This window comes from Streptomyces sp. NPDC004327 (genome assembly GCF_042873935.1).
Taxonomy (GTDB): Bacteria; Actinomycetota; Actinomycetes; order Streptomycetales; family Streptomycetaceae; genus Streptomyces.
In genome coordinates this window covers 143175-168826 of record NZ_JBIAME010000012.1, presented here as the reverse complement: position 1 = coordinate 168826, position 25652 = coordinate 143175, and the positions used below count along the sequence as shown (strand labels likewise).

At 71.4% G+C, this 25652-nt stretch carries 22 protein-coding genes and 1 tRNA gene; 11 read left to right on the top strand and 12 right to left on the bottom strand.

Going from position 1 to position 25652, the window contains the following annotated elements; translation table 11 throughout:
• Window position 1: 1 nt before the first annotated feature.
• Entirely contained in the window at window positions 2–1030 is a 1029-nt protein-coding gene (locus ACFYU9_RS34110; protein ID WP_389347413.1) for a hypothetical protein, read from the bottom strand.
• 275 nt (window positions 1031–1305) lie between these two features.
• Here ACFYU9_RS34110 and ACFYU9_RS34105 point away from each other — a divergent pair, with 275 nt between their 5' ends.
• The 8 genes from ACFYU9_RS34105 (at window position 1306) to ACFYU9_RS34070 (ending at window position 12103) form a co-directional block, all read left to right on the top strand.
• Window positions 1306–3108, top strand: coding sequence for an ABC-F family ATP-binding cassette domain-containing protein (locus tag ACFYU9_RS34105; RefSeq protein WP_389215621.1), 1803 nt, complete (start codon window positions 1306–1308; stop codon window positions 3106–3108).
• A gap of 187 nt (window positions 3109–3295) precedes the next feature.
• Window positions 3296–5167: a PQQ-binding-like beta-propeller repeat protein gene (locus tag ACFYU9_RS34100; protein WP_389215624.1), complete on the top strand. Its 1872-nt coding sequence runs from the start codon at window positions 3296–3298 to the stop codon at window positions 5165–5167.
• 41 nt (window positions 5168–5208) lie between these two features.
• Window positions 5209–6942, top strand: a complete 1734-nt coding sequence (locus tag ACFYU9_RS34095) for a PQQ-binding-like beta-propeller repeat protein (protein ID WP_389215627.1) — start codon at window positions 5209–5211, stop codon at window positions 6940–6942.
• Between the two features lie 170 nt (window positions 6943–7112).
• Window positions 7113–7787, top strand: coding sequence for a LuxR C-terminal-related transcriptional regulator (locus ACFYU9_RS34090; protein ID WP_389215630.1), 675 nt, complete (start codon window positions 7113–7115; stop codon window positions 7785–7787).
• A gap of 123 nt (window positions 7788–7910) precedes the next feature.
• Window positions 7911–8960, top strand: coding sequence for a galactose-1-phosphate uridylyltransferase (gene galT / locus ACFYU9_RS34085; RefSeq protein WP_389347412.1), 1050 nt, complete (start codon window positions 7911–7913; stop codon window positions 8958–8960).
• Window positions 8957–9937, top strand: coding sequence for a UDP-glucose 4-epimerase GalE (gene galE, locus ACFYU9_RS34080; protein WP_389215636.1), 981 nt, complete (start codon window positions 8957–8959; stop codon window positions 9935–9937). Before galT ends, galE begins: the two co-directional genes overlap by 4 nt.
• Before the next feature lie 5 nt (window positions 9938–9942).
• The gene (gene galK, locus ACFYU9_RS34075; protein WP_389347410.1) at window positions 9943–11088 is read left to right on the top strand and encodes a galactokinase; all 1146 of its coding nucleotides are present in this window, start codon (window positions 9943–9945) and stop codon (window positions 11086–11088) included.
• Window positions 11089–11338: 250 nt separating this feature from the next.
• Entirely contained in the window at window positions 11339–12103 is a 765-nt protein-coding gene (locus ACFYU9_RS34070) for a response regulator (protein ID WP_389215642.1), read from the top strand.
• 80 nt (window positions 12104–12183) lie between these two features.
• On the opposite strand, the gene ACFYU9_RS34065 is transcribed toward ACFYU9_RS34070, so the two are convergent.
• Complete coding sequence (locus ACFYU9_RS34065) at window positions 12184–12681, bottom strand: MarR family winged helix-turn-helix transcriptional regulator (protein WP_389215645.1); 498 nt, start codon at window positions 12679–12681, stop codon at window positions 12184–12186.
• Between the two features lie 163 nt (window positions 12682–12844).
• Between ACFYU9_RS34065 and ACFYU9_RS34060 the strand changes: the two genes are divergently transcribed.
• A complete protein-coding gene (locus ACFYU9_RS34060; RefSeq protein ID WP_389215648.1) occupies window positions 12845–13678 on the top strand; it encodes a trans-aconitate 2-methyltransferase in 834 nt (277 codons plus the stop codon).
• Window positions 13678–14058 carry a glyoxalase gene (locus tag ACFYU9_RS34055; RefSeq protein ID WP_389347408.1) on the top strand — a complete coding sequence of 127 codons (381 nt, stop codon included), beginning with the start codon at window positions 13678–13680 and terminating at the stop codon, window positions 14056–14058. Before ACFYU9_RS34060 ends, ACFYU9_RS34055 begins: the two co-directional genes overlap by 1 nt.
• A 97-nt stretch (window positions 14059–14155) precedes the next feature.
• Here the strand turns inward: ACFYU9_RS34055 and ACFYU9_RS34050 are convergent, their stop codons facing one another.
• Window positions 14156–14833, bottom strand: a complete 678-nt coding sequence (locus tag ACFYU9_RS34050; RefSeq protein ID WP_389216057.1) for a TetR/AcrR family transcriptional regulator — start codon at window positions 14831–14833, stop codon at window positions 14156–14158.
• On the bottom strand, window positions 14833–15840 hold the full coding sequence (locus tag ACFYU9_RS34045) for an acyl-CoA desaturase (protein WP_389215654.1): 1008 nt from the start codon (window positions 15838–15840) through the stop codon (window positions 14833–14835). Before ACFYU9_RS34045 ends, ACFYU9_RS34050 begins: the two co-directional genes overlap by 1 nt.
• A 238-nt stretch (window positions 15841–16078) precedes the next feature.
• Here ACFYU9_RS34045 and ppc point away from each other — a divergent pair, with 238 nt between their 5' ends.
• A complete protein-coding gene (ppc, locus tag ACFYU9_RS34040; protein WP_389347406.1) occupies window positions 16079–18808 on the top strand; it encodes a phosphoenolpyruvate carboxylase in 2730 nt (909 codons plus the stop codon).
• A gap of 78 nt (window positions 18809–18886) precedes the next feature.
• Here the strand turns inward: ppc and ACFYU9_RS34035 are convergent, their stop codons facing one another.
• The 8 genes from ACFYU9_RS34035 to ACFYU9_RS34000 form a co-directional block, all read right to left on the bottom strand.
• Entirely contained in the window at window positions 18887–19666 is a 780-nt protein-coding gene (locus tag ACFYU9_RS34035; protein ID WP_389347404.1) for an LPXTG cell wall anchor domain-containing protein, read from the bottom strand.
• A 136-nt stretch (window positions 19667–19802) separates the two neighbouring features.
• Window positions 19803–20249: a hypothetical protein gene (locus ACFYU9_RS34030; RefSeq protein ID WP_389215663.1), complete on the bottom strand. Its 447-nt coding sequence runs from the start codon at window positions 20247–20249 to the stop codon at window positions 19803–19805.
• Between the two features lie 82 nt (window positions 20250–20331).
• Entirely contained in the window at window positions 20332–20928 is a 597-nt protein-coding gene (gene pth / locus ACFYU9_RS34025; protein WP_389215666.1) for an aminoacyl-tRNA hydrolase, read from the bottom strand.
• Window positions 20929–21072: 144 nt separating this feature from the next.
• On the bottom strand, window positions 21073–21669 hold the full coding sequence (locus ACFYU9_RS34020; protein WP_389215669.1) for a 50S ribosomal protein L25/general stress protein Ctc: 597 nt from the start codon (window positions 21667–21669) through the stop codon (window positions 21073–21075).
• Between the two features lie 248 nt (window positions 21670–21917).
• Entirely contained in the window at window positions 21918–22892 is a 975-nt protein-coding gene (locus tag ACFYU9_RS34015) for a ribose-phosphate diphosphokinase (RefSeq protein ID WP_389215672.1), read from the bottom strand.
• Window positions 22893–23012: 120 nt separating this feature from the next.
• Window positions 23013–24461 carry a bifunctional UDP-N-acetylglucosamine diphosphorylase/glucosamine-1-phosphate N-acetyltransferase GlmU gene (glmU, locus tag ACFYU9_RS34010; protein WP_389215675.1) on the bottom strand — a complete coding sequence of 483 codons (1449 nt, stop codon included), beginning with the start codon at window positions 24459–24461 and terminating at the stop codon, window positions 23013–23015.
• 114 nt (window positions 24462–24575) lie between these two features.
• Window positions 24576–24646, bottom strand: a tRNA-Gln gene (locus tag ACFYU9_RS34005).
• 6 nt (window positions 24647–24652) lie between these two features.
• Entirely contained in the window at window positions 24653–25525 is an 873-nt protein-coding gene (locus ACFYU9_RS34000) for a hypothetical protein (RefSeq protein WP_389347402.1), read from the bottom strand.
• Window positions 25526–25652 lie beyond the last annotated feature (127 nt).

Below are 25652 nucleotides of genomic sequence, written 5' to 3'. Positions count from 1 at the left end.
GCTACTTGTCCTTGGAGATCCGGGCCAGGAGCAGGTTCGGGTCCGGGTCGGGCGTCGTGAAGTAGGCGGCGCTGTTGACGTAGACGGTCTTGCCGCGCACCGCCACCGAGGTCGGGTTGTCCAGCCCGTCCTTGGCGGTCAGGACGGCCTTGTGGGTGCCGTCGGGGCGTACGAGGTCGAGTTCGCTCTTCAGGATCCGCGCGGCGAGCACGGTGTCGCCGTGACCGGTGAAGGCGAAGTCGTCCACGCCGTCCAGGCCGGTCGCCCGCGTCTCGACCGGCCCGGCGGCCCGGTCCGGGTCGGGTCCGACCGGGATGCGGAGCAGCGTGCCCCGGTCGCTGTTGGTCACCCACACCGCCCCGTCGTGCAGCTTCAGCCCGTTGGCCCCGAAGCCGCCCGCGGCGGCGGGCAGCAGCGCGTTGCCCGACGCCCACACCCGCGGCTTCGGGTCGTCGAGCTGCACGCTCCAGACCCGGCCGAGCACCGAGTCGGCGGCGTAGAGCGTGCCGCACTCCTCGTCGATCGCGATGCCGTTCGGGAAGCCGTTCGCCGGCAGTTGGGCGATCTGCTCGGGCTCGCCGCCGTCCGGGGCGACGCGCCAGATGCCGGTCTCGGCCGTGCCGGTGGCGTAGGCGACGTACAGCACGCCGTCGTGCGCACGGGCGATGCCCGTGACGATCGCCGCGCCGATGTTGGGCGTCTGCGGGTCCGTGACGGCGGGCAGTTCGGCGAGGACCTCCGTGTGACCCTCCGGGTCGACGCGGGCGATCTGCCGTGCGAAGGCCCAGGTCACGTCGGCGGAGCCGTCGGGCTCCAGGGCGATGTTCTCGGGCGTCTGACCGGCGCCGAAGTCGAAGTGGGCCAGGACGCTCGGATCCGACACCGTCGGATCACCGCCCGGCTTGCCGGCCGCGGCGGGCGCGGGTCCGGCGGCGAGCACGCCGAGCGCGGCGGTGCCGGCGGCGAACACGACGAGACGGGGGAGACGGAGGAGACGGGGGAGACGAGGGCGATGGGGGAGGCGGGGCATCGGGCTCTCCTTGGGCGGTCGTGAGATGCCGGGAGCGGCACGAGAAGAACATGACGACCCGCCGGCCCGGCCCGGCGGCAGCCCCGGCCGGGAGATCGCTCGCGTGGCCGACGGCATGGCCCCGGTTGGCACACCGCCGGCGGGACCGACATCCGCCCGCCGCCGGTCCCGGCGCCCGTCGCCGCCGATCCGTTCGTCACTCAGGGTGAGCGCGCCGCCCGTTTGGTGTCGCCGTCTACCCTGGATGTCGATCGATCCCCCGGTACAGGAGTGAAATGGCCGTCAATCTGGTCAATGTCGAGTCCGTCAGCAAGGTGTACGGCACCCGTGCACTGCTCGACGGGGTGTCCCTCGGCGTCTCCGAAGGGGACCGGATCGGGGTCGTCGGGCGCAACGGCGACGGCAAGACCACCCTGATCCGGATGCTCGCCAAGCTGGAGGAGGCCGACACCGGGCGCGTCACGCACAGCGGCGGGCTGCGGCTCGGCGTGCTGACGCAGCACGACTCGCTCGACCCGGCGGCGACGATCCGGCACGAGGTGATCGGCGTGATGGCCGACCACGAGTGGGCCGGCAGCGCCAGGATCCGGGACGTGCTGACCGGGCTCTTCGGCGGGCTCGACCTGCCGGGGTTCGAGAAGGGGCTCGACACGGTCATCGGGCCGCTGTCCGGTGGCGAGCGGCGGCGGATCGCGCTCGCCAAGCTGCTCATCGAGGACCCGGACCTGATCGTCCTCGACGAGCCCACCAACCACCTCGACGTCGAGGGCATCGCCTGGCTCGCCGAGCACCTGCGCAACCGCCGCTCGGCGCTGGTCTGCGTCACCCACGACCGGTGGTTCCTCGACCAGGTCTGCACCCGCATGTGGGACGTGCAGCGCGGCGCGGTCTACGAGTACGAGGGCGGCTACTCCGACTACGTCTTCGCGCGCGCCGAGCGGGAGCGGATCGCCGCGACCGAGGAGGTCAAGCGGCAGAACCTGGTCCGCAAGGAGCTGGCCTGGCTGCGGCGCGGCGCCCCCGCCCGCACGTCGAAGCCGCGGTTCCGGATCGAGGCGGCGAACGCGCTGATCGCCGACGTCCCGGAGCCCCGTGACACCAGCGAGCTGATGAAGTTCGCCAACGCCCGGCTCGGCAAGACCGTCTTCGACCTGGAGAACGTCGCCGTCACCGCCGGCCCGAAGACCCTCCTCAAGCACCTCACCTGGCAGCTCGGCCCCGGCGACCGCATCGGCCTCGTCGGCGTCAACGGCGCCGGCAAGACCTCGCTGCTCCGCGCCCTCGCCGACGCCGCCGTCTCCGAGGGCGAGCAGCAGCCGGCCGAGGGGAAGATCGTCGTCGGCAAGACCGTGCGGCTCGCCTACCTCTCCCAGGACGTCACCGAACTCCCCGCCGAGCTGCGCGTCCTGGAGGCCGTGCAGCAGATCCGCGACCGCGTGGACCTCGGCAAGGGCCGGGAGCTGAGCGCCGGGCAGCTGTGCGAGCAGTTCGGCTTCGGCAAGGACAAGCAGTGGACGCCGGTCGGCGACCTCTCCGGCGGCGAGCGGCGCCGGCTCCAGCTGCTCCGGCTCCTCATGGACGAGCCCAACGTCCTCTTCCTCGACGAGCCCACCAACGACCTCGACATCGAGACGCTCACCCAGCTGGAGGACCTGCTCGACGGCTGGCCCGGCTCGATGATCGTCATCTCCCACGACCGCTTCTTCATCGAGCGCACCACCGACCGCGTCCTGGCGCTGCTCGGCGACAAGACGCTGCGGATGCTGCCGCGTGGCATCGACGAATACCTGGAGCGGCGGCAGAAGATGATCGAGGCCGCCACCCCGGCCCCCGCGCCCGCCGCGGCGCCCAAGTCCGGGGTGTCGGCCGCCGACGCGCGCGCCGCGAAGAAGGAGCTGCAGAAGGTCGAGCGGCAGCTCGACAAGGTCTCCGAGAAGGAGTCCAGGCTGCACGCTCAGATCGCCGAGAACGCCACGGACTTCGAGAAGGTGGCCAAGCTGGACGCCGAGCTCCGGGAACTCGCGGGGGAGCGCGAGGAATTGGAGATGCGGTGGCTGGAGCTCGCCGAGGACGCGTAGCGGACCCGCGTCGTGCGCGCGTCGCACGCGCGCCGCGCCCCCGACGCGTAGAGATGTCGTAGAAGACGAGTAACGAGGGCATCACGGGCCGGTCCTCCCTTGGGTACAAGGGACGGACCGGTCACTTTTGCGCCATCAGGTGAGTGGTAGAAAGAAAACCCGCTCACTTTCAAGGGGGAACGCGCTGATGACCCAGCCGCCGAGCAACCAGCCGCCGCCGCAGGGATTCGGCGCACCCGACCCGGACCCGCGCCAGGATCCGCCCCAGGATCCGCGCCTGGGCCAGAACGTTCCGCCGCAGGTCCCGGCCGCGCCGCCGGTCCCGCCGCAGGCGCCCGCCGCGCCGCCGATGCCGCCGCAGGCCCCGGCCGCGCCGCCGATGCCGCCGACCGTGCCGCAGGCCCCGCCGGTGCAGCCGCCGGCCCAGCCCGGCCCGTACGGCTACCCGCAGCAGCCGCAGTCCGGCCCGTACGGCTACCCGCAGCAGCCGCAGCCCGGTCCGTACGGCCAGCAGCCCGGCCCCTACGGCCAGCAGCCGAATCCTTACGGCGGTTACCCGACCGCCCCGATGCCCGGCGCCCCCGCGCCCGGCTCCGGCGGCGGGAACAACCCGTTCAAGGGCAAGCCCGGCGTCATCGTCGCCGCGGCGGCCGCCGCGCTGCTCGTCATCGGCGGCGGCACCTGGTTCGCGCTGAGCGGCGGTGGCGACGACAACCCGGTCGCCAAGCCCAGCAACTCCTCCAGCACCGTGCCCAAGCCGACCGACTCCGTCGACAAGGGCGACGGCAAGGGCGACGGCGGCGAGGACGACAACGACCTGAACTCCGGCCGCAAGCCCGGCGAGGCGAAGGTCGACTGGCTCCTGAAGAACAACGTCGACCTGCCGCGCAACGGCGCCGACGTCTTCGGCCCGTGGATCGTCGGCGACACCGTCGTCAAGGCCATGTACAAGGGCATCGACGGCTACAGCCTCGCCGACGGCTCCGCCAAGTGGCACCTCGACGTGCCGTTCAAGCTGTGCGCCGCCGCGCAGGAGCCCGCCGCCAACGGCGCCATGGTCTTCGCCTACCAGGAGAACGCCAAGGACGGTGCCAAGTGCACCGAGCTCCAGCAGGTGGACGCCACCAGCGGCAAGGCCGGCTGGAAGCAGTCCGTCCCCAAGGGCGCCGGCTTCTTCGGCTTCTCCGACAACACCCTCGCCATCAGCGGCAGCACGGTGACCGCGGCGGGCAGCAGCAGCGCCTACGGATACTCGCTCGCCGACGGCAAGCAGCTCTTCGGCTTCCCGGCCGGCGCCTCCAACGGCAAGTGCAAGCCCATCGCGTTCGCCGGCGGCTCCAAGCTCATCGGCGCCGTCAAGTGCCCCTCCGGCGACGCGAGCAAGGAGCAGCAGGCGGTCAGCGAGTTCGACCCGGTCACCGGCAAGGCCAAGTGGCAGTTCAGCCTGAAGCCGAACTGGGAGGTCGACAAGGTCTACTCGGTCGACCCGCTGGTCGTCTCCGCCACCCAGCGCGACGAGAAGAAGTGGTCCGTCTTCGCGCTCAACGCCAACGGCTCGCTGCGCTCCCAGATCCAGGGCAGCGGCAACGACAAGTACGCCCCGCACTGCGGCGGCACCTTCGTCATCTTCGGCCAGAACCTCCAGGGCTGCACCGGTGTCGCCGCCGACGCGAACACCTTCTACATGGCCACGGACACCTCCTACGGCACGTCCAACGAGGTCGTCGCCTTCGACCTCAACACCGGCAAGCAGAAGTGGCGTTCCAAGGCGCCCGCCGAGCAGCAGATGACGCCGCTGCGCATGGAGGGCTCGGACGTGCTGCTCTACGTCGAGCCCAAGTTCGACAAGGGCGGCGCGGTCGCGACCCTCGCCCCGACGGGCGGCGCGCCGAAGGTGGTGCTCCAGCACCAGGTCGCGACGGCCGAGATCGAGAGCTCCTTCTACAGCGCCCGGTACGCGTACTCCAACGGCACCTTCGTGATCGCGGCCGGCCGGGTCTCCGCCGCCAACGACCAGGAGGAGAAGGAGACGAAGACGATGATGGCCTACGGCAAGTGACGCACCGCGCCCCTTCCCTCCTTCCCTGAGGTACGAATGTCATGACGCAGCCGCCACCCCCGCCGAACCAGCCCCCGGGGCCTCCCCCGGGAGGCTTCGGGGCCCCGCAGGACCCTCCGCCCGGAGGGTTCGGCGCGCCCGTGCCGCCGCCGCAGCAGCCGGTCCAGCCGCCGTACGGCTACCCGCAGCAGCAGCCGCAGTACCCGCCGCAGCAGCCGCAGTACCAGCAGCCGCAGCAGTACCAGCAGCCGCCGACCGCGCAGCAGTACGGCTACGCCCCGCCGCCCCCGCCCGTACCCGGCGGTCCCGGCGGAAAGAAGCTGTCCGCGCAGATGCAGATCGTCATCGCGGCGGTCGTCGCGGTCGTGCTGCTCGTCGGCGGCGGCCTGTGGTACGCCAACTCCGGTGGCGGCGACAAGGGCGATGACGCCAAGGGCACGTCGGGCGCGGCGAGCGGCGGCAAGGACGGCGGCCAGGACGGCGGCATCGGCGGGGACGGCAAGGAGAAGGCCCCGGCCGACCCGAAGTCCAAGCTGGCCTTCCAGGTGCAGCTGCCGAAGGTCCCGGACGTCACCGACGTCTCCGGCTCCTGGATCACCGACAAGGCGTACGTGAAGACGGGCGTCAACTCGGTGGTCGGCTACGACCTCGACAAGGGCACGGTCCTGTGGACCCTGCCGCTGACCGGCCAGGTCTGCGGCGCCTCGCGCCACATGACGGCCGACTTCAAGGTGCCGGTCCTCTTCGAGGCCACCAAGCGGGTCGCGCCGCGCTACTACCAGCCGTGCACCGAGGTCGGCCTGGTCGACCTCGTCACCGGCAAGATGGTGTGGACGACGTCGGTCACCGGCGGTACGGCGGGCGACAAGAAGGCGACCTTCGCCGAGGTCACCCTCTCCGGCCGGACCGTCGCGGCCGGCGGCATGGACGGCGGCGCCGCCTTCGACGTGGCCAACGGCAACCCGCGCTGGAAGCCGCAGGCCAACGCCAACGACTGCGAGGACCTCGGTTACGGCGGCGGCGACGGCCTCGTCGCGGTGCGCAAGTGCGGTTCGTACAACGACCCGTCGGTCACCATCCAGAACCTCGACCCGATGACCGGTGCGCCGATCTCGCAGTACAAGATGCCCACGGGCGTCGACTTCGCGTCGGTCGTCTCCACCAAGCCGCTGGTCGTCGCGGCCGACGTGAACGACGCGGCCGGTGACGGCAGCGGCATCTCGGACTTCTTCTCCATCGACGAGAAGACCGGCAAGCTCAAGGCCAAGATCACGGCGGACGCGGACCACTACGCCGGCCGCTGCCGCTCGACCCACGTCGAGGCCTGCACGATGCTGGCGGTCGGCAACAACCGGCTGTACGTGCCCACCGAGGAGCACGAGGGCAGCACCGGCGAGTACGGCGACGAGACCAACGAGATCATCGCCTTCGACCTGAACACCGGTCAGTCGCTGCCGGCGAAGGCCGACGCGGGCGACAGGTACACGCTGGTCCCGCTGCGCATGGACGGCGGCGACCTCATCGCGTACAAGATCCCGCCGTACGACAAGGGCGGGCAGATCGTCTCCCTCAACGGCGGCACGATGAAGCCGACGCTCCTGATGGAGAACCCGGCCGACAAGCCGACCCGCGACGCGGAGACGAGCTTCAGCTCGACCGGCGCCGAGTACCTCTTCGGCAACGGCCACTTCTTCGTCGCCGACACCCTGGTCAGCAAGAGCACGTCCGCGTACGGCAAGCAGTACCTCGCGGTCGGCTTCGCCACCGCCGGCTGACGGCCGCTGATCGCCGCTCAGGCGTCAACGCGACGCCGCCGAGGGCCCCTCCGGGATGGAGGGGCCCTCGGTGTTTTGCGCGATTGGGGCAAAGCGGCGCGGGGGAGTGTGTAGCTTGCCGGGGCAGGGTGCGGGTCGGGGGACGGCCTGGCCCGGGAGGGGGAGGACAGATGGGGGTTCGGCTCATGGTGGTCGACGACCACCGACTGCACGCGGAGGCACTGGCCTCGGCGCTGAAGCTGCGCGGGCACCGGGTGCTCGCCGCGGCCGCGCCGGTGGCCGGGGCCGCGGAGCTGGTGGTGAGCCGGGCACCGGAGGTCTGCCTCCTGGGGACGTCGGCGCCCGCCGAGCCGGGCGTCTTCGACCCCGTCGTACGGATCAAGCGGGAGCGCCCGCAGATCGCCGTCGTCGTGCTCGGCCCGGTCCCCTCGCCGCGCGGCATCGCCGCCGCGTTCGCCGCCGGGGCGTCCGGCTACGTGCGCCACGACGAGCGCATCGAGGGCGTCGAGCGGGCCCTGGTGAAGGCCAGGGCCGGTGAGGCGGCCGTGGCGCCGCAGCTCATCCAGGGCGCCTTCGCGGAGCTGCTCAACCCGGCCGCGCAGCCCGACGACGAGGGGCAGCGGCTGCTGCGGCTGCTCACGCCGCGCGAGGCGGAGGTCCTGGTGCGGGTCGCCGAGGGCGAGGACACCCGGGTGATCGCGGTGGGCATGGCGATCGCGCCCAGCACGGCCCGGACGCATGTGCAGCGGGTGCTGATGAAGCTGGGCGTGGGCTCGCGCCTGGAGGCGGCGGCGCTGGCGGCGCGGACGGGGCTGCTGGATCGGGTGCCGCGGCCGCGCATGTAGCGGGTGCTGCTTTCGGGTGGTCGGCCAAGGTCGACTCTTGCGCATCGATGTTTGGTTGTGGTTTTTTGTGGGTGGTTCTGTTGGGTCCATCCCGTGAGGAAGCCCGCCGTGAGGAAGCCCGCCGTGAGGAAGACCGTCACCCGTCTCGCCGACGGGCGTGAGCTCGTCTACTTCGACGCGCACGACGAAGACCGCGCCGCCGTCGACCGGCGACCCCTCGACCCCGTCGTCTCCGCCTCGGAGATCCGCTACGACGCGCTGCTCGACGAGTACGTCGCCATCGCCTCCCACCGGCAGGGCCGCATCTACCACCCACCGGCCGACAGCTGCCCGCTCTGCCCCTCCACCGACGACTGGCAGAGCGAGATCCCGGCCACCTCCTACGAGGTCGCCGTCTTCGAGAACCGCTTCCCCTCGCTCGAAGGCGAGCACGGCCGCTGCGAGGTCGTCTGCTTCACCTCCGACCACACCGCGTCCTTCGCCGACCTCACCGAGGAGCGCGCCGCCCTCGTCCTCGCCGCCTGGACCGACCGCACCGCCGAGCTCTCCGCGCTCCCGGGCGTCGAGCAGGTCTACTGCTTCGAGAACCGCGGCGCCGAGATCGGCGTCACCCTCGCCCACCCCCACGGGCAGATCTACGCCTTCCCCTTCACCGCGCCCCGCACCGCGACCATGCTCCGCAACGCCGCCGCGCACCGCGCCCACACCCGGCGCAACCTCTTCGACGACCTCGTCGAGCGCGAGCGCAAGGACGAGCGGGTGGTCCTCGCCGGCGAGCACTGGACCGCCTTCGTGCCGTACGCCGCCCGCTGGCCGTACGAGGTCCACCTGTACCCGCACCGGCGGGTCGCCGACCTCACCGCGCTCGACGACGACGCCCGCGCCGAGTTCCCCCGGCTCTACCTGGAGCTGCTGCGCCGCTTCGACCGCCTCTTCGGCCCGGACGCCCCGCCCACCCCGTACATCGCCGCCTGGCACCAGGCGCCCACGGCCCGCTCCGGCGCCGCCGAGGACCGTGACGAGTTCGCGCTGCACCTGGAGCTTTTCACCGTCCGGCGGGCCTCTGGCAAGCTGAAGTACCTCGCGGGCACCGAATCCGGCATGGGCGCGTTCATGAACGACGTCTCGCCGGAGTCCGCGGCCGACAGACTCCGAGAGGTGGCAAGCAGTTGAGCAAGGCAGGCACGTCCAAGTACCTGGTGACGGGTGGAGCCGGCTACGTGGGCAGCACGGTCGCCGCCCACCTCATCGAGGCGGGGCACGAGGTCACCGTCCTCGACGACCTCTCCACCGGCTTCCGCGCGGGCGTCCCCGCCGGTGCCGCCTTCATCGAGGGCCGCATCCAGGACGCCGCGAAGTGGCTGGACTCCTCCTACGACGGCGTCCTGCACTTCGCCGCCTTCTCTCAGGTCGGCGAGTCCGTCGCCAAGCCCGAGAAGTACTGGGACAACAACGTCGCCGGCACGATGGCGCTCATCGCCGCCATGCGCGACGCCGGTGTCCGCCGCCTCGTCTTCTCGTCGACCGCCGCCACCTACGGCGAGCCCGAGACCGTGCCGATCACCGAGTCCGCGCCCACCGCGCCGACCAACCCCTACGGCGCCACCAAGCTCGCCGTCGACCACATGATCACCGGCGAGTGCGCCGCCCACGGCCTCGCCGCCGTCTCGCTGCGCTACTTCAACGTCGCCGGCGCCTACAAGGAGTGCGGCGAGCGCCACGACCCCGAGTCGCACCTCATCCCGCTGGTCCTGCAGGTCGCCCTCGGACAGCGCGAGGCCATCAACGTCTACGGCGACGACTACCCGACGCCCGACGGCACCTGCGTCCGCGACTACATCCACGTCGCCGACCTCGCCGAGGCCCACCTGCGCGCCCTCGACGCCATGACCCCGGGCGAGCACCTGATCTGCAACCTCGGCAACGGCAACGGCTTCTCCGTCCGCGAGGTCGTCGAGACCGTCCGCAAGGTCACCGGCCACCCCGTCCCCGAGGTCATGGCGGAGCGCCGCGCCGGCGACCCCGCCGTCCTCGTCGCCTCCGCCGACGCCGCCCGCGAGCGGCTCGGCTGGACGCCGTCCCGGCCCGACCTGGCCGACATCGTCTCGGACGCCTGGGCCTTCGCCCGCAAGAGGGAAGAGGAGAAGTAACGACGATGAGTGGTGTCGCGGCGGAGTTCGGCGAGCTGTACGGGCACGCTCCCGACGGGGTCTGGGCCGCTCCCGGACGGGTCAACCTGATCGGCGAGTACACCGACTTCAACGAGGGCTTCGTGCTCCCGCTGGCCCTGCCGCACACCGCCGTCGCCGCGGTGTCCCGCCGCGACGACGGGATCCTGCGGCTGCACTCCCGCGACGTCGACGGTCCGGTCGTCGAGCTCGGCGCGGACGCCCTGAAGCCCGGGGGCGTCGACGGCTGGGCCGCGTACCCCGCCGGCGTGGTCTGGGCACTGCGCGAGGCCGGGCACGCGGTCGGCGGCGCCGACGTCCACCTGGCCTCCACCGTGCCCACCGGCGCCGGGCTCTCCTCGTCGGCCGCGCTCGAGGTCGTCACGGCCCTCGCCCTGAACGACCTGTACGGGCTCGGGCTGACCCGGCCGCGGCTGGCGCTGCTGGCCCAGCGCGCCGAGAACGCCTTCGTCGGCGTGCCGTGCGGCGTGATGGACCAGATGGCCTCCGCGTGCGCCGAGGACGGGCACGCCCTCTTCCTCGACACGCGCGACCTGTCGTACCGCCAGGTGCCCTTCGACCTGGCCGCCGTCGGGCTGCGGCTCCTCGTCGTCGACACCCGGGTGAAGCACGCGCTCGGGGACGGCGCGTACGCGGAGCGGCGCGCCGGGTGCGAGGCCGGTGCGCGGGCGCTCGGGGTGCGCGCGCTGCGCGAGGTGGATGCCGCGCAACTGTCCGATGCGCTCGGGCGTTTGAGCGACGAAACGGTTCGCCGCTATGTCCGGCACGTCGTTTCGGACAACGACCGGGTGGCGCGGACCATCGCGCTGCTCGACGCCGGGGACGTACGGGCCGTGGGCGCCGTGCTCGTCGAGGGCCACGCCTCCCTGCGGGACGACCTGCGGGTCTCCTGCCCCGAGCTGGACCTCGCGGTCGCGGCGGCGGTCGGGGCGGGGGCGCTGGGGGCGCGGATGACCGGGGGCGGCTTCGGGGGGTCCGCGGTGGTGCTGGTCGACGCGGACGCGGCGGACGCGGTTGCCGGTGCGGTGCGGGCCGCCTTCCGCGAGGCCGGTCACGCGGAGCCGGGCGTCTTCACCGCCGTACCGTCGGGCGGGGCGCGGCGGCTGGGCTGACGCCCCCGCACGGCTCCCGCCGCCGTTCGGTTCACGCCGACTGCCGGTGGAGATCCGCGTTTTCCCCTCCTCGGCGCCCGGCCGCCCCTACTCTGGTCGCAGCACCGGTGGGGGCCGGTGCTGATCAGGGGTATCGAGACCCGCCGGGTACGGCGCCCGGGGCGGGGTAACTGTCCTTGCACGGCGGCGGCCGTGAACCGACGGTTCCTGCCCCTGGCGTCGTGCCCGCGCCGGGCCGTTCCTCGAACAGTTGGGGGTGTCCGTGGCCCGTATCCGGGTCCTGGTGGTGGACGACCACCGTGTCTTCGCCGAGTCGCTCGCCGCCGCCCTGGCCGCCGAGCCCGATGTCGAGGTCGCCGCGGCGGGCAGTGGTGCCGCCGCCCTGCGCTGCCTGGACCGTGCGGCGGGCGAGGGTCGGCGCTTCGACGTCGTGCTCCTCGACGGTGACCTGGGGGACGGCGACGGCGTCCCGCTGGTGGCCGAGCTGAGGGAGGGGCGGCCGCAGCTGCGGATCGTCGTCGTCGCCGAGAAGGACGACGCCCACCGGGCCGCGCTCGCCCTGCAGGCCGGCGCCTGGGGCTGGGTCGCCAAGGACTGCTCGCTGCAGCGGCTGCTCGCCGTCGTGCGCGGGGTGCTGCGGGACGAGACGCATCTGCCGCCCGCGCTGCTGACCGGGGTGCTGCGGGAGCTGACGGAGGCGCGGCGGCACCGTACGGAGAGCGAGCGGCTCGTGGAGTCGCTGACGCCGCGGGAGCGCGAGGTGCTGCGCTGCATGGTGGCCGGGCTGGGGCGGAAGGCGGTCGCCGAGCGGCTGTTCCTCTCGCCGCACACCGTGCGGACGCACATGCAGAACGTGCTGGGGAAGCTCGGGGTCCACTCGACGCTGGCCGCCGTCGCCCTGGCCCGGCGGGCCGGGGTCGGGCCGGTGGACGCGCCAGGGCCTGGCCGGCGGATCATGGCCGGGGCCGCGACGCCTGGCACGGCGCCCGGCCGCGTTGCCGAAATGCCGGAATAGCTCCTTGGGGCACTCCGGCGCCTTGCCGTGCACCGCACCAGACGCCGCGGCCTGTCCGACCCTGATCCGCCGGACCGGCCCTAGCCGGGGATGTTGTCGAACGGGGCGGTCAACTGGCGTAGCAGGTCCGCCAGTTCGCCGCGCTGGGTGTGGCTGAGCCTGGAGAGGATGGCCCGCTCCTGCGCGAGCAGGCCGGCCAGCGCCTGGTCGGCGCGGTCGCGGCCCTCGGGCGTGAGCCGGACGAGCACGCCGCGCCGGTCGCTGGGGTCGGGCAGCCGCTCGACCAGGCCCTTCTTGGTGAGCCGGTCGATCCGGTTGGTCATCGTGCCCGAGGTGACCAGGGTCTGCGTGAGCAGCTGGCCGGGGGAGAGCTGGTAGGGCGCGCCGGCCCGGCGCAGGGAGGTCAGGACGTCGAACTCCCAGGGCTCCAGCTGGTGCTCGGAGAACGCGAGCCGACGGGCGCGGTCGAGGTGCCGGGCCAGGCGTGAGACACGGCTGAGCACCTCGAGCGGTTCCACGTCGAGGTCCGGGCGCTCGCGGCGCCATGCAGCGACCAGTCGGTCGACCTCGTCCTCCATGACGATCAGTGTAGAGGGTCTGTTGACGTAAAGTCTCTTGGTGTCAAGAAGCTCGTGGTCAAGAGTCTTGATGTCGAGATATAGTCTTCTTGACTATGGGGAAGGGACCGGGCCGGAACTCCGTTCCGCTTCGGCAACTCGTTCCAGCAAGGGGGCTTCGAACATGCATTCCGTGGACTCGCCGGCACCAACGTGGGACCCACAGCAGTACCTGCGTCACTCGGAACACCGCACCCGGCCGTTCCTCGACCTGCTCGCCCGAATAGCGCAACTCCCCGCCCAGGACCGGCCCGCCCGCATCGCCGACCTCGGCTGCGGCCCCGGCAACGTCACCGTCCTGCTGGCCGACCGCTGGCCCGACGCCCACATCACCGGATTCGACCTCTCCCCCGAGATGCTGGAGCGGGCCGAGAAGGACTGGGCCGGCACCACCAGGGGCGGCGGCTGGCTCGACTTCCGGTCGGCCGACGCGGCCCACTGGACGCCCGACGACGCCTACGACCTGATCGTCTCCAACGCCGCCCTCCAGTGGGTGCCCAACCACCCCGAGTCCTTCGCGCCCTGGATCGACGGCCTGCGGCCCGGCGGCACCCTCGCCTTCCAGGTCCCCGGCAACTTCACCTCGCCCAGCCACGCCCTGCTCGGCGAGCTGTGCGCCGCGCCCGAGTGGCGCGACCGCGTCGGCGACCAGGGCCGGCGCTTCGTCCACATCCTCGAACCCGCCGAGTACCTCCAGCGGCTCACCGACCTCGGCTGCGCGACCGACGTCTGGGAGACCACGTACCACCAGCTGCTCCAGGGCGAGGACCCGGTCCTCGACTGGGTCAAGGGCACCGCCCTGCGGCCCGTGCTCACCGCGCTCCGGCACGACCGGGCGGCCGTCGAGCGGTTCCTCGCCCAGTACCGCGAGCGCCTGCGCGAGTACTACCCGCAGGGCCCGCACGGCACCGTGTTCCCGTTCCGCCGCATCTTCGCCGTCGCCAGGAAGGCCGCCTGATGTTAGTAGCCGTCGACCACGTCCAGCTCGCCGCCCCCGTCGGCAGCGAACCGCTGCTGCGCTCGTACTACGGCGGCGTGCTCGGCATGACCGAGATACCCAAACCCCCGGTGCTCGCCGCCAGAGGCGGCTGCTGGTTCGCCGCCGGGGCCGTGCAGCTCCACGTGGGCGTGGAAGCCGACTTCCGGCCCGCCCGGAAGGCGCATCCCGGGCTGCGGGTACGGGGGATCGACGCGTTCGCCGCGCGCGTGGCGAGGGCCGGCGGCGCCGTCGTCTGGGACGACAACCTGCCGGGCCACCGGCGGTTCTACTCCGAGGATCCCGTCGGCAACCGGCTGGAGTTCCTGGAGCCGGTGGAGCCCGTGGAGCCCGAGGAGTGATACGGGGACGGGGGCGCCGCACGGTCTTCGTGCGACGCCCCCGTCCCCGGCCCCGGAGCCCGCGGCCTCGGTTCTTGCCGGCTCGGTTCTCGCGGCCTCAGTTCTTGCGGTGGCCTATCAGGCGCGGCTTCTGCTCCAGACCGTCCAGGCCGTGCCACGCCAGGTTCACCAGATGCGCGGCCACCTCCGCCTTCTTCGGCTTGCGGACGTCCAGCCACCACTGCCCGGTCAGCGCCACGCTGCCGACCAGCGCCTGCGCGTACAGCGGCGCCAGCTTCGGGTCGAAGCCCCGGGCCTTGAACTCCAGGCCCAGGATGTCCTCCACCTGCGTGGCGATGTCGCTGATCAGCGACGCGAACGTGCCCGTCGACTGGGCGACCGGCGAATCCCGGACCAGGATCCGGAAACCGTCCGTGTAGCGCTCGATGTAGTCGAGGAGCGCGAAGGCCGCCTGCTCCAGGAGCTCGCGCGGATGGCCCGCGGTCAGCGCGCCCGTCACCATGTCGAGCAGCTGGCGCATCTCCCGGTCGACCACGACCGCGTACAGGCCCTCCTTGCCGCCGAAGTGCTCGTACACCACCGGCTTGGACACCCCGGCCTTCGCCGCGATCTCCTCCACGGACGTGCCTTCGAAGCCCTTCTCCGCGAAGAGCGTGCGACCGATGTCGAGGAGCTGTTCTCGGCGCTGCGCGCCCGTCATCCTCACCCGGCGGCCACGCCGGGGCTTCTGCTCGCTCGTGCTGCTGGAAATGCCGTCGATCGCCACGTCTTCCATCATGCCGCGTCGGCGGCGACATCCCGGCGCCGGGCGTCGATCCGCTCCTTGCCCGGCCAGCGCACGTCGGACGCCCAGCCCAGCTGCTCGAACCAGCGGATCAGACGGGCGCTGGAGTCGACCTGGCCGCGCAGCACCCCGTGCCGGGCCGACGTCGGGTCCGCGTGGTGCAGGTTGTGCCAGGACTCGCCGCAGGACAGCACCGCCAGCCACCACACGTTGCCGGAGCGGTCACGCGACTTGAAGGGGCGCTTGCCGACCGCGTGACAGATCGAGTTGATCGACCACGTCACGTGGTGCAGCAGCGCCACCCGGACCAGCGAGCCCCAGAAGAACGCGGTGAACGCGCCCCACCACGACATCGTCACCAGACCGCCCACGACCGGCGGGATCGCCAGCGAGACGACCGTCCACAGCACGAACTGGCGGGAGATCGCCCGGATCGCCGGGTCCTTGATCAGATCGGGCGCGTACTTGTGCTGCGGCGTCTGCTCCTCGTCGAACATCCAGCCGATGTGCGCCCACCACAGCCCCTTCATCAGGGCCGGCACCGTCTCGCCGAACCGCCACGGAGAGTGCGGGTCGCCCTCGGCGTCGGAGAACTTGTGGTGCTTGCGGTGGTCCGCCACCCAGCGCACCAGCGGCCCCTCGACCGCCAGCGACCCCATGACCGCCAGCGCGATCCGCAGCGGACGCTTCGCCTTGAACGAGCCGTGCGTGAAGTAGCGGTGGAAGCCGATCGTGATCCCGTGGCAGCCGATGTAGTACATCGCCGTCATCAGCCCCAGATCCAGCCAGCTCACCCCCCAGCCCCAGGCCAGCGGCACCGCCGCGACCAGCGCCAGGAAGGGCACCGTGATGAACAGCAGCAGCGTGATCTGCTCGATCGAACGCTTGTTGTCACCGCCGAGGGTGGCGGAGGGCATCGCCTGGGTGCCGGGGGTGCCGGGGGTGTCGAGCACCTCGGGTCGCGCGGACTCCGAGGTCACCTCGGGGCTTGTGGTCATGGGTGTCCCCTGGGGGGTGAGGGCGAGGGTGCGTAACGGAAAGGAGGCCCTTGGCTACGCTTCCGTAACCTACGGCGACGTAAGTATGGCAGCGCCCCGGCCCGCGGCAAGAGCGCCAAAGCCGGGGCGTGGCCCGCGCCGCGAAGCCGGACACCTATCCTGGGTGCGTCGGACAGCGCGGTCCGCAAGCCTCCAGTACCCCTCCAGACGTGCTCAAACACTGCAAGGAGCCGCACCTGTGAGCAGTGCCGACCAGACCTCCACCGCCAGCGCCGAGCTGCGCTCCGACATCCGCCGACTGGGCGATCTCCTCGGCGAGACGCTCGTCCGCCAGGAGGGCCCCGAGCTCCTGGAGCTCGTCGAGAAGGTCCGCCACCTCACCCGCGAGGACGGTGAGGCCGCGGCCGAGCTGCTGCGCGGCGTCGAGCTGGAGACCGCCGCCCGGCTCGTCCGGGCGTTCTCCACCTACTTCCACCTCGCGAACGTCACCGAGCAGGTCCACCGCGGCCGCGAGATGCGCGAGAAGCGCGCCGCCGAGGGCGGCCTGCTCGCCCGCACCGCCGACATGCTCAAGGACGGCGACCCCGCCCACGTCCGCGAGACGATCAGGAACCTCAACGTACGGCCGGTCTTCACCGCCCACCCCACCGAGGCCGCCCGGCGCTCCGTCCTCAACAAGCTCCGCCGGATCGCCGCCCTCCTGGAGACCCCGGTCATCGAGGCCGACCGGCGCCGCCACGACCTGCGGCTCGCCGAGAACATCGACCTGATCTGGCAGACCGACGAACTCCGCGTCGTCCGGCCCGAGCCCGCCGACGAGGCCCGCAACGCCATCTACTACCTCGACGAGCTGCACGCGAACGCCGTCGGCGACGTCCTGGAGGACCTCGCCGCCGAACTGGAGCGCGTCGGCTACGAGCTGCCCGCCGGCACCCGCCCGCTCACCTTCGGCACCTGGATCGGCGGCGACCGCGACGGCAACCCCAACGTCACCCCGCAGGTCACCTGGGACGTCCTGATCCTCCAGCACGAGCACGGCATCACCGACGCCCTGGAGCTCGTCGACTTCCTCCGCAGCCTCCTGTCCAACTCCATCCGCTACGCCGGCGCGACCGAGGAACTCCTCGACTCCCTCCAGCTGGACCTGGAGCGGCTGCCCGAGATCAGCCCCCGCTACAAGCGCCTCAACGCCGAGGAGCCCTACCGGCTCAAGGTCACCTGCGTCCGCCAGAAGCTCCTCAACACCCGCGAGCGCCTCGCGGCCGGCACCCCCCACCAGGAGGGCCGCGACTACCTCGGCACCGCCGAGCTGCTCCGCGACCTCACCCTGATCCAGACCTCGCTGCGCGAGCACCGCGGCGGCCTCTTCGCCGACGGCCGGATGGACACCACCATCCGCACCCTGGCCGCCTTCGGCCTCCAGCTCGCCACCATGGACGTCCGCGAGCACGCCGACGCCCACCACCACGCCCTCGGCCAGCTCTTCGACCGGCTCGGCGAGGAGTCCTGGCGCTACGCCGACATGCCGCGCGAGTACCGGCAGAAGCTGCTCGCCAAGGAACTGCGCTCGCGGCGGCCGCTCGCCCCGACCCCGGCGCCGCTCGACGACGCCGGCGCCAAGACCCTCGGCGTCTTCGGGACCGTCAAGGAAGCCTTCGAGCGCTTCGGCCCCGAGGTCATCGAGTCCTACATCATCTCGATGTGCCAGGGCGCCGACGACGTCTTCGCCGCCACCGTCCTCGCCCGCGAGGCCGGCCTGATCGACCTGCACGCCGGCTGGGCCAGGATCGGCATCGTGCCGCTCCTGGAGACCACCGACGAGCTCAAGGCCGCCGACGTCATCCTCAACGACATGCTCGCCGACCCCTCCTACCGGCGCCTCGTCTCGCTGCGCGGCGACGTCCAGGAGGTCATGCTCGGCTACTCCGACTCCTCCAAGTTCGGCGGCATCACCACCTCCCAGTGGGAGATCCACCGCGCACAGCGCCGGCTGCGCGACGTCGCCCACCGCCACGGCGTACGGCTGCGCCTCTTCCACGGCCGCGGCGGCACCGTCGGCCGCGGCGGCGGCCCCTCGCACGACGCCATCCTCGCCCAGCCCTGGGGCACCCTGGAGGGCGAGATCAAGGTGACCGAGCAGGGCGAGGTCATCTCCGACAAGTACCTCATCCCGTCGCTGGCCCGGGAGAACCTCGAACTCACCGTCGCGGCCACCCTCCAGGCGTCCGCGCTGCACACCGCGCCCCGCCAGTCCGACGAGGCCCTGGCCCGCTGGGACGCGGCCATGGACACCGTCTCCGACGCCGCCCACTCGGCCTACCGGCGCCTGGTCGAGGACCCCGACCTGCCCGCCTACTTCTTCGCCTCCACCCCCGTCGACCAGCTCGCCGACCTGCACCTCGGCTCGCGCCCCTCGCGCCGCCCCGACAGCGGCGCCGGGCTCGACGGACTGCGCGCCATCCCGTGGGTGTTCGGCTGGACCCAGTCCCGCCAGATCGTCCCCGGCTGGTTCGGCGTCGGCTCCGGCCTGAAGGCGCTGCGCGAGGCCGGCCTCGACGCCGTCCTCGGCGAGATGTACGAACGCTGGGGCTTCTTCCGCAACTTCCTCTCCAACGTCGAGATGACGCTGGCCAAGACGGACCTGCGGATCGCCGGCCACTACGTCGACACGCTCGTGCCCGACGAGCTCAAGCACGTCTTCGAGGACATCCAGGCCGAGCACGCGCTCACCGTCGCCGAGGTCCTCAAGGTCACCGGCGGCGAGCGGCTGCTCGACTCCAACCCGGTCCTCCAGCAGACCTTCGCCATCCGCGACGCCTACCTGGACCCGATCTCCTACCTCCAGGTCGCCCTCCTCGCCCGCCAGCGCTCCGCCGCCGAGCGGGGCGAGGAGCCGGACCCGCTGCTCGCGCGCGCCCTGCTGCTCACCGTGAACGGCGTGGCGGCGGGCCTGCGCAACACCGGCTGACGGCCCGTACGACAAGACGGTGCCCCCGTGGTTCTCCACGGGGGCACCGTCGTCATGCCGTCATGCCGTCGCGCTGGGTCAGTGCTGCTGCGCCTTGCGGCGGCGGCTCACCAGGAACGCGCCGGCGGCCGCGAGGGCCACGGCGACACCGGCGAGGATGCCGACGGGGGCGCTGGAACCGGTCTCGGCCAGGTTGCCCTTGTCGCCGCCGGTCGAACCGCTGTTGGCGCCACCGTTGGTGGTGCCGGCCGGCGTGCTGGCGGACGGCGAGGGCGACTCGGAGGAGCCGGGCGTCTCACCGGGCTTGGTCGGCTCGGTGCCCGGAGTGGTGGGCTCCGTACCGGGCGTCGTGGGCTCGGTGCCCGGCGTGGTCGGCTCGGTGCCGGGCGTGGTGGGCTCGGTGCCGGGCTTGGTCGGCGTGGGCTCGCCGGGCTTGCCCGGACCGTTGCCCTCGCAGTCGACCCAGAAGACCTTGTGCTTGGCCTTGCCGTTCTCGTTGTCGAACTTCCAGAAGAGCTTGTAGTGGCCCTCCGGAAGGGTGAGGTCGGCCGTGCGCTCGTGGCCCGTGCCGTCGAGCACCAGCGAACCCTTGGTGCCCTTCAGGTCCTTGGTCGGGGCCTGGCCCTCGATCGTCCAGTCGACCTTCTGAGCGCCGTCGAACTTGAAACCGTCGAGGTAGAAGATGCAGACGTGCGGCTCGTTCTTCATGAGCTCTTCGCCCGTCTTGGCATCGTGGATCTTCACGGTGCCGTTGTCGCCCTGGGGCTTGCCGCTGGCAGAGGCGACCGGGGCGAGCAGCAGGGAGGCAGCGGTGACGGTGCTGACGACCGTGGCTGCGGATATGAGGGTGCGTCGCATATGGCTGCTGTCCATCTGATGAGAGATGAGAAATTGCCGTGGGAGGTGGCGGGGGCAGCCTATCCGTCGCTTTAAGTCACCCTTACCATGGGTGGATAACGATTCGAACGGATCACGCCATCACGTCCGGAAAGCATCAGAGTGCGAAGAACGCGGCCAGCAGCACCGCCGCCCCCACCCCCGCGAACCACCACGCCGTCCGCACCATCCGCATCCCGCCCCCGACCAGCGGCGCCGCCAGCAACAGCGCCCCGCCCAGCGGCAGCCACGCGTGCAGCCCACCACCCCAGCCCGCACGCACCGCCTCCTGCGTACCCGGCTTCACCACCACCGGCAGCGTCTCGCCCTTCTCCGCCGCCACCGAGTGCGCGATCGACAGCGCACGGTGCTTCGACACCGCCGGATCGTCCGGCACATAACGCCCACTGCACGTCTGCTCGTTGCAGCCGGTCACCGTCAGCGTGCCGTGCTCGCGCCCCTGCGACAGCAGGACGTGCTGCGCCGTGTTCCACGACGCCCACACCCCCGCGACGACGAGGAACAGGACGACGAGGGCCACGGCGGTGTTACGGACATGCGTCATGACCCGCGATCGTACAGTCGTACGGGAAACGGGCCAGGGGACGGCGTCAGGAGTCGTACGGGAAACGGGCCAGGGGACGGCGTCAGGAGTTGTACGCCGACTGGGCCCGCTCCAGGCCCTCCTCCACCAGACACTCCACCGCGTCCGCCGCCCGGTCCACGAAGTAGTCCAGCTCCTTGCGCTCCGTCGACGAGAAGTCCTTCAGAACGAAGTCCGCCACCTGCATCCGCCCCGGCGGCCGGCCGATCCCGAACCGCACCCGGTGATACTCCGCGCCCATCGACTTCGTCATCGACTTCAGCCCGTTGTGCCCGTTGTCGCCGCCGCCGATCTTCAGACGCAGCACCCCGTAGTCGATGTCCAGCTCGTCATGGATCGCCACGACATGCGCCGTCGGCACCTTGTAGAAGTCGCGCAGCGCCGTCACCGGGCCGCCCGAGAGATTCATGTACGACATCGGCTTGGCCAGCACCACCCGGCGGTTCGCCGGCCCGGGCGGACCCATCCGCCCCTCGACCACCTGCGCCTGCGCCTTCTGCGCCCGCTTGAACTTGCCGCCGATCCGCTCGGCCAGCAGATCCACCACCATGAAGCCCACGTTGTGCCGGTTGCCCGCGTACTCCGGGCCCGGGTTGCCGAGGCCGACGATCAGCCAGGGGGCGTTCGCGTCGTCCGTCATCTGCGTCTCGTCTCCTCGTATGCGTACGTGTGCGTGTGCGTCCGAAATGCGTCCGCATGCTCCGCGCGGCCGTGCGCGGGCAGACGGAAACGGGGCGACAGGCCGTGGCCCGTCACCCCGTCTACGTCAAGCAGAGCCTACGGCTCAGGCCTCGGCGCCCTCGGCAGCCTCGGTCTCGGCCTCGGCGGCCGGCTCCTCGGCCTGCGCGGCCAGGACCTGCAGGACGACGGCGTCGCCCTCGGTCACCAGGGTCACGCCGGCCGGCAGGACCAGGTCCTGCGCGGCGACGGAGGCACCGGCCTCCAGGCCCTCGACGGAAACCGTCACGGACTCGGGCAGGTGGGTGGCCTCGGCCTCGACCGAAACGGTGTTCAGGACGTGCTCGAGCAGGTTGCCACCGGCGGCCAGCTCGCCCTCGGCGACGACCGGAACCTCGACGGTGACCTTCTCGCCACGCTTGACCAGAAGCAGGTCGACGTGCTCAAGGAAGCCCTTGATCGCGTCACGCTGAACGGCCTTCGGGATGGCGAGCTCGGAGCCCTTGCCCTCGATGTCCAGGGACAGCAGGACGTTCGGCGTACGCAGCGCCATGCCCGTCTCGTGGGCCGGCAGCGACAGGTGGACCGGGTCCGTGCCGTGACCGTAAAGGACGGCCGGAACCTGGGCGGCGCGACGGAGCTGGCGGGCAGCGCCCTTGCCGAACTCGGTGCGGACGGACGCGGTGAGCTTCACCTCGGACATGTGCACTCCTCGTGTGGTGCGGTGACGGATGCGACTGTCACCCGGCCCGACTGGCGTGGGCCTGCTACGAAGAGCGCGTCGATAACGGACCGCCGGACCCGAAACGGGTATCCGGCCTCCCTCGCCGAGCAACCACGACAGTCTAGCGGCAGCCCGCACCCCGCCCAAATGGATCACGCCCCGGAAACGGGAAGGACCCGCCTGCCCCGTACGAAGTACGGAACCGGCGGGCCCCTCTACCGGATGACTCAGTGCTCCTCGAAGAGGCTCGTCACCGAACCGTCCTCGAACACCTCACGCACCGCGCGCGCGATCGTCGGCGCGATCGACAGCACCGTGATCTTGTCCAGGTCCAGCGCACCCGGGTCCGGCAGCGTGTCCGTGAACACGAACTCGCTGACCTTCGAGTTCTTCAGACGGTCCGCGGCCGGGCCCGACAGGATGCCGTGCGTGGCCGTCACGATGACGTCCTCCGCGCCGTGCGCGAACAGCGCGTCCGCAGCCGCGCAGATCGTGCCCGCGGTGTCGACCATGTCGTCCACCAGGACACAGACACGGCCCTTCACGTCACCGACGACCTCGTGAACCGTCACCTGATTGGCGACGTCCTTGTCACGGCGCTTGTGGACGATCGCCAGCGGCGCGTCCAGACGGTCGCACCAGCGGTCCGCCACACGCACGCGACCGGCGTCCGGAGAGACGATCGTCAGCTTCTCGCGGTCGACCTTGGCACCCACGTAGTCCGCCAGGACCGGCAGCGCCGACAGGTGATCCACCGGACCGTCGAAGAAGCCCTGGATCTGGTCCGTGTGCAGGTCCACGGTCAGGATCCGGTCCGCACCCGCCGTCTTCAGCAGATCGGCGACCAGACGGGCCGAGATCGGCTCGCGGCCACGGTGCTTCTTGTCCTGACGGGCGTAGCCGTACGACGGGATGATCACGGTGATGCTCCGGGCCGAGGCCCGCTTCAGAGCATCGATCATGATCAGCTGCTCCATGATCCACTTGTTGATCGGAGCCGTGTGGCTCTGGATCAGGAAGCAGTCCGCGCCACGCGCGGACTCCTGGAAGCGGACGTAGATCTCACCGTTGGCGAAGTCGAACGCCTTGGTCGGAACGATCCCGACGCCCAGCTGGTGCGCGACCTCCTCGGCCAGCTCGGGGTGGGCGCGGCCGGAGAAGAGCATCAGCTTCTTCTCGCCGGTCGTCTTGATCCCGGTCACAGCACTGTCTCCTCGACGGTTATCTGGCCGCGCTTCCCCGCGCTCCCGTGCGCGTGTGCGAACCAGCCGAATTTGTGTGCACGTATCACGGTACGCCGACTTCGACGTACTCGTTTCCGGTCAGCTTTCGCCTGCGGAAGTCTCGGACGCGGCCTGGGCGGCCTGAGCAGCGGCACTGCCGGGCCGCTTACGGGCCACCCAACCCTCGATATTCCGCTGCTGGCCACGGGCGACGGCCAGCGAGCCGGGCGGCACATCCTTCGTGATCACCGAGCCGGCAGCGGTGTACGCGCCGTCCCCGATCGTGATGGGTGCCACAAACATGTTGTCCGAACCGGTGCGGCAGTGGGAGCCGATCGTCGTGTGGTGCTTCGCCTCGCCGTCGTAGTTGACGAAGACGCTCGCCGCCCCGATGTTCGAGTACTCACCGATCGTCGCGTCGCCCACGTACGACAGATGGGGAACCTTCGTGCCCTCGCCGATCGTCGCGTTCTTCATCTCGACGTACGTACCCGCCTTGGACTTCGCACCCAGGTCCGTCCCCGGACGCAGGTACGCGTACGGGCCCACGCTCGCACCCTCGCCCACCCGCGCCGAGTCCGCCACCGTGTTGTCCACCCGCGCGCCCCGGGCCACCGTGGTGTCCCTCAGCCGCGAGTTCGGACCCACCACCGCGTCCTCCGCGACGTGCGTCGCGCCCAGCAGCATCGTGTTCGGCAGGACCGTCGCGTCCGCCTCGAACGTCACCGTCACGTCCACGAACGTCGACGCCGGGTCGACCACCGTCACGCCCGCGAGCATCGCCCGCTCCAGCAGGCGCCGGTTCAGGAGCGTACGGGCCTCGGCCAGCTGCACCCGGTTGTTGATCCCCAGGATCTCCCGGTGATCGGCGGCCACGGAGGCACCCACCCGGTGACCCGCCCCACGCAGGATGCCGAGGACGTCCGTCAGGTACTCCTCGCCCTGACTGTTGTCCGTCCGCACCTGCCCGAGCGCCTCGGCCAGCAGCTTCCCGTCGAACGCGAAGACGCCGGAGTTGATCTCCCTGATCGCCCGCTGCTCGTCGGAGGCGTCCTTGTGCTCCACGATCTCCGTCACGGCACCCGTCGCCGGGTCGCGCACGATCCGGCCGTAGCCGGTGGAGTCCGGCACCTCGGCCGTCAGCACGGTGACGGCGTTGCCGTCCGCCGCGTGCGTCGCCGCCAGCGCCTTCAGCGTCTGGCCGGCCAGCAGCGGCGTGTCGCCGCACACCACGACCACGGTCCCCTCGGGCTCCCGCCCCAGCGATTCGAGCGCGATCCGCACCGCGTGCCCGGTCCCGTTCTGCTGCTCCTGCACGGCGGTCCGCGTCCCCGCGCAGTGCGCGTCGAGGTGCGCGGTCACCAGCTCACGCGCATGCCCCACGACCACGACCAGGTCCTCGGGCTCCAGCTCGCGCGCGGCGGCCACGACGTGCCCGACGAGCGACCGCCCGGCGATCTCGTGCAGCACCTTGGGGGTCTTGGACTTCATGCGGGTGCCCTCACCCGCTGCGAGGACGACGACGGCGGCCGGGCGGTTGGCGCTCACGGGAATGCCCTTCGGCTTCGGGTGGTGGACTTCCGAAGGATACCGGGGGGTACTGGGCGGGGTATGAGGAAGGGCCCCGACCTGGGAGGTCGGGACCCGAACCGAGCATGCGTGCTCCCGGGGGAGGACTCGAACCCCCATGATCAGAACCAAAATCTGACGTCTTGCCCTTAGACGACCCGGGATGGGCGTTATGTCCGATTCTCTCGGACCGCCGCTGAGGCAGCCCCTACTATGCCGCACCAGGCCCCCTCGATGCGACGGTACAGGTCGGCGCTTCCGCGAACCCGTACGGCCAGGCAGCCCCGGTAGGCGTCCGTGACGTTCTTGCGTGTGGTCGTGGAGATGTGGCGCTTGAGGCTTGTCTTCCCGAATCTGCCGGCGCCGGCGCCGGTGACGTCGGCCCAGTAGCGCTCGGCGGCGGCGACGTCCGCGCTCTCGTGGATCATCAGGTGGTACGTGTGCCGTGCCCGGTCGACGCCGATGAGGTCGAGCCAGGCGAGGAAGGTCCGGATCATTCCCGGGTCGCTGTTCACGAAGGTGACCCGCTCGCGGCGCTCGTACGGCTTGTCCTTGGTGCCCTCGGCCCAGTAGAGGGCCACCCCGACCAGGAAGAGCTCACGGTCGGTGAGTGGTCCCACCGCGCGTGCCGCGGCCTCCTTGGTCTGCTGCCGCTCCTCGTCGCGGATGCGCAGCGTCGTCTCCCAGCCCTTGCGGGCGAGTGCCGACGCCTCCTCCCGGGTGCGCTTGCGCTCCGGCTTCGGGAGGTCCCGTACCCAGAGCGAGATCGAGCTCTTCGAGCAGCCGAGCTCCACCTGGATCTGGTCGTACGTCCTGCCCTCCAGGCGCAGCTCGCGGGCGCGGGCCCGCAGGTTGTCCTTGGCGTTGGGGCGACGGGTCCACTCGGGCGGTGGCTCGCCTTCGAGGAGGCGGTTGAGGAGGTCGTTGTTGTCGACGTGGATGCGGTCGCGGATCTGGCGGCGACTGAGGCCCTCGCGGCGTAACGCGATCGCCTGCTCGCGCAGAGACTCGAAGTCCGCGTACTTGCTCGTGCTGGATGTCATGCGAACACCGTCGTCCGGAATGCGGACGTCCGGGTCGAAAACCCTGTCGATTCATGCGTTCGAAGGACGGGTGTCCGTGCGTGTTGACGGGTGCCGCTCGGTGGCCGGTGAGGGGCGGGAAAATCGG

Excerpts from the sequence above, each read along its gene's own strand:
- ACFYU9_RS34110 (WP_389347413.1), bottom strand. The coding sequence starts at position 1,030 with ATGCCCCGCCTCCCCCATCGCCCTCGTCTCCCCCGTCTCCTCCGTCTC.
- ACFYU9_RS34105 (WP_389215621.1), top strand. The coding sequence starts at position 1,306 with ATGGCCGTCAATCTGGTCAATGTCGAGTCCGTCAGCAAGGTGTACGGC.
- ACFYU9_RS34100 (WP_389215624.1), top strand. The coding sequence starts at position 3,296 with ATGACCCAGCCGCCGAGCAACCAGCCGCCGCCGCAGGGATTCGGCGCA.
- ACFYU9_RS34095 (WP_389215627.1), top strand. The coding sequence starts at position 5,209 with ATGACGCAGCCGCCACCCCCGCCGAACCAGCCCCCGGGGCCTCCCCCG.
- ACFYU9_RS34090 (WP_389215630.1), top strand. The coding sequence starts at position 7,113 with ATGGGGGTTCGGCTCATGGTGGTCGACGACCACCGACTGCACGCGGAG.
- galK (WP_389347410.1), top strand. The coding sequence starts at position 9,943 with ATGAGTGGTGTCGCGGCGGAGTTCGGCGAGCTGTACGGGCACGCTCCC.
- ACFYU9_RS34065 (WP_389215645.1), bottom strand. The coding sequence starts at position 12,681 with ATGGAGGACGAGGTCGACCGACTGGTCGCTGCATGGCGCCGCGAGCGC.
- ACFYU9_RS34060 (WP_389215648.1), top strand. The coding sequence starts at position 12,845 with ATGCATTCCGTGGACTCGCCGGCACCAACGTGGGACCCACAGCAGTAC.
- ACFYU9_RS34055 (WP_389347408.1), top strand. The coding sequence starts at position 13,678 with ATGTTAGTAGCCGTCGACCACGTCCAGCTCGCCGCCCCCGTCGGCAGC.
- ACFYU9_RS34050 (WP_389216057.1), bottom strand. The coding sequence starts at position 14,833 with ATGGAAGACGTGGCGATCGACGGCATTTCCAGCAGCACGAGCGAGCAG.
- ACFYU9_RS34045 (WP_389215654.1), bottom strand. The coding sequence starts at position 15,840 with ATGACCACAAGCCCCGAGGTGACCTCGGAGTCCGCGCGACCCGAGGTG.
- ACFYU9_RS34035 (WP_389347404.1), bottom strand. The coding sequence starts at position 19,666 with ATGCGACGCACCCTCATATCCGCAGCCACGGTCGTCAGCACCGTCACC.
- ACFYU9_RS34030 (WP_389215663.1), bottom strand. The coding sequence starts at position 20,249 with ATGACGCATGTCCGTAACACCGCCGTGGCCCTCGTCGTCCTGTTCCTC.
- pth (WP_389215666.1), bottom strand. The coding sequence starts at position 20,928 with ATGACGGACGACGCGAACGCCCCCTGGCTGATCGTCGGCCTCGGCAAC.
- ACFYU9_RS34020 (WP_389215669.1), bottom strand. The coding sequence starts at position 21,669 with ATGTCCGAGGTGAAGCTCACCGCGTCCGTCCGCACCGAGTTCGGCAAG.
- ACFYU9_RS34000 (WP_389347402.1), bottom strand. The coding sequence starts at position 25,525 with ATGACATCCAGCACGAGCAAGTACGCGGACTTCGAGTCTCTGCGCGAG.